This window comes from Oribacterium sp. (genome assembly GCF_057249185.1).
The window spans coordinates 1-4,104 of sequence record NZ_DBHIGR010000184.1 but is presented as its reverse complement, the minus strand read 5'-3'; the positions used below and the strand labels follow the sequence as shown (position 1 = coordinate 4,104).

Sequence of the window (4,104 nt, the reverse complement as noted above, 5' to 3'; positions counted from 1 at the left end):
GGAAGCTAAACCCGCAGATAACATCAAGTCGGAAGAAGTGAAGCATGAGGATTCCTCCAAGAGTTCGATTGAAACCGTGAATCGTATTTATCTCAAGACGGAAAAGAAAGCAAATGCGGGAAGACCCTCTAATCAAATCCAGTATATTTATGATCCGGTTTTAAAAAGAATGAAGCGTGTGGATGTAGAGGAAGTAGCTGAAGGCAGCATTTCCGAAACCTCGGCGGAAGAGTCTAAGAAAACGGAAGAGAAAAAGTCTCCCGATGCAGGAAAAGATGGGGCTGTACAGGAGGATGCGACAACGGCAACGGACAATCATCCTGTAGAGCAGAGGGAACGGCAAAGACATCACAATCGTAGAAGAAGACGTTCCAACGGAAAGAAGGAAAACGGAACACAGGCTTCTGGACAAGCTTCTAATCAGGAACCGAGCCAGGACAATGCGAAAGCGGTGTCGCAGGACAGTGCTAAAGTAGCTGCAAAGGTCAATGCGAAAACAGATGCAAAGGACCGTTCTAAAGAACATGGAAGGGATGTTTCCAAGGAAGAGTCCAAGTCCATAAAGGAACAAAAGCCGGACAAGCAAGAGAAGGTGGAAACAAAGGAGAAAAGCGGAAAGTCTGATAAAGTGGTAAAGGAAAAGAAATCCGCCAGAAAAACAGGAACAAAAGCCTCTCAAGAAAAACATGTTGAAAAGTCTGCTGAAAAATCTGCTGAGGATTCTGCGAAAGCTTCGATGAAAGAAGAGAAAAAGCAGAACCAGACTCCGGAAAAGAAAGCAAAGGTTAAGGATGCGGATAAATCTGTAGAAAGTAAAACCGATCTCAAAACTACAAAAGAAAAGCCGGTAAGGAAGTCTGTAAAGGCTAAGACAGGAGAAGAAAAGTCGGAAACAAAGTCTACCCGGACGAAGACTGCGGAAAAAAGCGATAAAACTAAGGCTGGAGAGAAGACAAATACGACTAAGGAAGAAAAAACGGCAAAAACAAAGACCGGTGCGAGAACTTCCAACGATAAAACTACTGAAAAATCTGTAAAAGCTAAGGCTGATACAAAGAAAACAGAATCAGCAAATGTGGAAAAGCCCGGTCGGAGAGGAAGAAAGAAAAAGGAAGAAACAAAGGAGACTGACAAGTAGTCTGATTTGTAGAAAAGCTAAAACCAAAGCACTTATTCGCCGGAATAAAACAGGCATAAACTTTTCTTTTCCGCAAAAAACTTTTCGTTTCTACAAGAAAAAAACTTGCACAGTAGAGGAAATTGTGATAGAATTTCCTCTGTTGCGCGGGAGTGCTGGAATGGCAGACAGGCAAGACTAAGGATCTTGTGTCCGATAGGACGTGTGGGTTCAAGTCCCATCTCCCGCAGGAGTTGAAAAACCTAGGAATTAAGCCTACAATAGCTTGAAACCTAGGTTTTTTATTGCTTATTTGGTATCTGTTTTTACAGAAAAAGCAGGGATTTTCCTCATTTTACAGGGAATGTATCCCATGAATATCCCACGAAACTGCTTACGGAACTGTTCATGAAATTATGGGAATAGTCCGACAATTCGGAAAAGAGATTGAGATTATAGTTTGAGTAAGCTATACTTAATTCAGTATTCAAGGAAGAGTGCCGTTGGTTCGGTGACTAAAATCTTCTTTGGGCTTCCTCTACGTAGGCTTTACTAGTATAACAGGCCCAAGGAAGTGTAGCATATTTCATAGAATCTAGGATGGATGGGATGAAAATAGCAATAATTACAGGGGCGAGTTCGGGAATAGGAAAAGAGATTTGTTTTGCATTGCAGGATCGTATTCCGGCAATACAGGAATTTTGGCTTTTTTCCAGAAGGAAAGAAAGTCTGCAAGAGGTGGAGGAGCAACTATTCAGGCCGGTTCGTCTTTTTTCATGGGATTTAACAAAAGAAGAGTGTTTTCAAAAGTATGAGGACTTGCTGAGAAAGGAAAACCCGGAAATTCTTTTTCTGGTCAATGCGGCCGGCTTCGGAAAATTGGGGAGAGTGACGGAAATTCCTGTAGAAGAACAGCTGAAGATGCTGGATTTAAATGTAAAGGCTTTAACGGCATTTACTTTGAAATCTCTGGAGTATATGGGTTCCAGTTCCCGGATTATTCAAATGGCTTCCGCCGCAGCTTTTTTACCCCAGGCCGAATTTTCCGTTTATGCGGCTACAAAGTCATATGTATACTCATTTTCTTTGTCTTTAAGAGAAGAGTTACGGAATACAGGCGTTGGATTGACCGTGGTTTGTCCGGGACCTGTGGATACTCCCTTCTTTACGGTAGCAGGGGGTGGAGGAAGAATGCAAAAAATCAAGCAACTTTTTATGGCAAAGCCTAAGAAGGTGGCAAAGCTTGCGGTGATGGATGCAGTACTAAACAGACCTCTTTCTATTTACGGTTTACCGATGAAGGGATTTTATCTACTTTGCCAGATTTGTCCGGATATGCTTTTGATTCCTGTGGTTCGTAAATTTTATAGGTAAGTTATGCGAGAAATTCTGATATCACAAAATGAAAAGGAACAAAAGCTTTTAAAGCTTTTACAAAAATATTTTAAAGGACAGGCAGATTCCTTTCTTTATAAGATGCTCCGTAAGAAGAATATTCTTTTAAATGGGAAAAAAGCCGACGGTAAGGAGATTTTACAGCTGGGAGATATCGTTCAGCTTTATTTCAGTGAAGAGAGCTTGGGCAAGCTGCTTCAGGAGCGGGAGAGTACAGAAAAGGAGCTTTGGACGCAAAAGTGGCAGAGCGCTATTCTTTATGAGGATAATCATTGTATTTTATTCAATAAACCGGTAGGACTTCTTTCTGAAAATGACGGAAGTTCTTCTTTTTCTGTAAATTCCCTGCTTTTATCCTATATGCGAACAAAGGGAGAGCTAAGTAAGGAACAGGAGAAAAGCTTTCGTCCGGGGATTGCCAATCGCTTGGATAGAAATACCTCGGGAATCATCATCTTTGGAAAAAGCTTGGGGGGATTGCAGGCATTTGCCAAGCTTCTACAAAGCCATGATTTAGAGAAAAAATATTATGCCCTGGTGTATGGAGATTTTCAAAAAACAGGACTGCAGGAGCATTTTCTGGAAAAAGATAGGGGGCATAACAAGGCCTTGGAAAGTGAAAAGGGGAAAAAGGTTCAGAGTGCTTTTGAAAAATTGGCTTGTGTAGAAAGCAGTGTGGGGCCGCTATCCCTTCTTTCCGTACAGATTTTTACCGGAAAAACCCATCAGATTCGCAGCCAGCTATCCCTTCTTTCCCATCCTATTGTGGGAGACGATAAGTATGGAGATACAAGGAAAAATGCGAAATTAAGAAAAATATTCCCTTTATCTTATCAGCTTTTGCATGCCTATTCTTTGGCATTTCCCAAAATGCCGGAAAGTAGCGTACTATTTTCTCTTTCCGAAAAGCGTTTTTTTGCTCCCTTGCCCAAGGAATATTTGGAAATTTTAAAATCCCTTCATTTGGATTCCTATCTTATTGACAAGACTAAGGGGAAGGACTAAGATGAGCTAAAGAACTTGTCTTAGTATCTTTACATATCTTTTTTCGCTTAGTAGTTTGAGCAGTCTTTGTTTTTCTATATTTTCTATACTTTCTATACTTTCTATATTTTCTATATTGACTTAACTGCTTATAGCCCCTTTATTGCCTTAACTTCTTTAACTTCCCATGTTACTTTTATTTCTATAAGTTCCCATATTACTTTTATTTCTTTATTTGTTTTATTTCTTTGCGTTCTGTATTCTATTTATTTCTTTTATTTCATCAAGATTTCTGTATGAGGTATTTTTATGCTATCAAAAATCTATTCTGCGGCGATTCACGGTTTAACGGCTTATGTGGTTTCTGTGCAGGTGGATGAGAGTAATGGGCTTCCCCGTTCTCAGACCCTGGGAAATGTTTCCGCTTCCGTTAAAGAGGCTATCGAGCGTGTAAGTATTGTACTGAAAAATTTAGGTCTGGAGCTTCCCCCGAAGAAAATCACCATTAATTTGCAGCCTGCGGATTTGCGAAAAAGCGGCAGTTCATTTGATTTGCCTATTTTTATGGGAACCCTGCTGGCGCTTTACCCCAAGTCTCATTTTCTTTA

The 4,104-nt window shown here is 40.5% G+C and carries 4 protein-coding genes and 1 tRNA gene; all 5 read left to right on the top strand.

Annotation, left to right across the window (positions count from 1 at the left end; all coding sequences use genetic code 11):
• Positions 1–1,138: hypothetical protein (locus tag ACO4PX_RS09030; protein WP_485572338.1), on the top strand; the 1,138-nt coding region annotated here is incomplete at its 5' end.
• A 146-nt stretch (positions 1,139–1,284) separates the two neighbouring features.
• A tRNA-Leu gene (locus ACO4PX_RS09025) sits at positions 1,285–1,367 on the top strand.
• 359 nt (positions 1,368–1,726) lie between these two features.
• On the top strand, positions 1,727–2,491 hold the full coding sequence (locus tag ACO4PX_RS09020) for an SDR family NAD(P)-dependent oxidoreductase (RefSeq protein ID WP_455017005.1): 765 nt from the start codon (positions 1,727–1,729) through the stop codon (positions 2,489–2,491).
• A 3-nt stretch (positions 2,492–2,494) separates the two neighbouring features.
• Positions 2,495–3,517, top strand: coding sequence for an RluA family pseudouridine synthase (locus ACO4PX_RS09015; protein WP_485572337.1), 1,023 nt, complete (start codon positions 2,495–2,497; stop codon positions 3,515–3,517).
• 288 nt (positions 3,518–3,805) lie between these two features.
• On the top strand, positions 3,806–4,104 hold a 299-nt coding region (locus tag ACO4PX_RS09010), incomplete at its 3' end, for a magnesium chelatase domain-containing protein (RefSeq protein ID WP_485572336.1).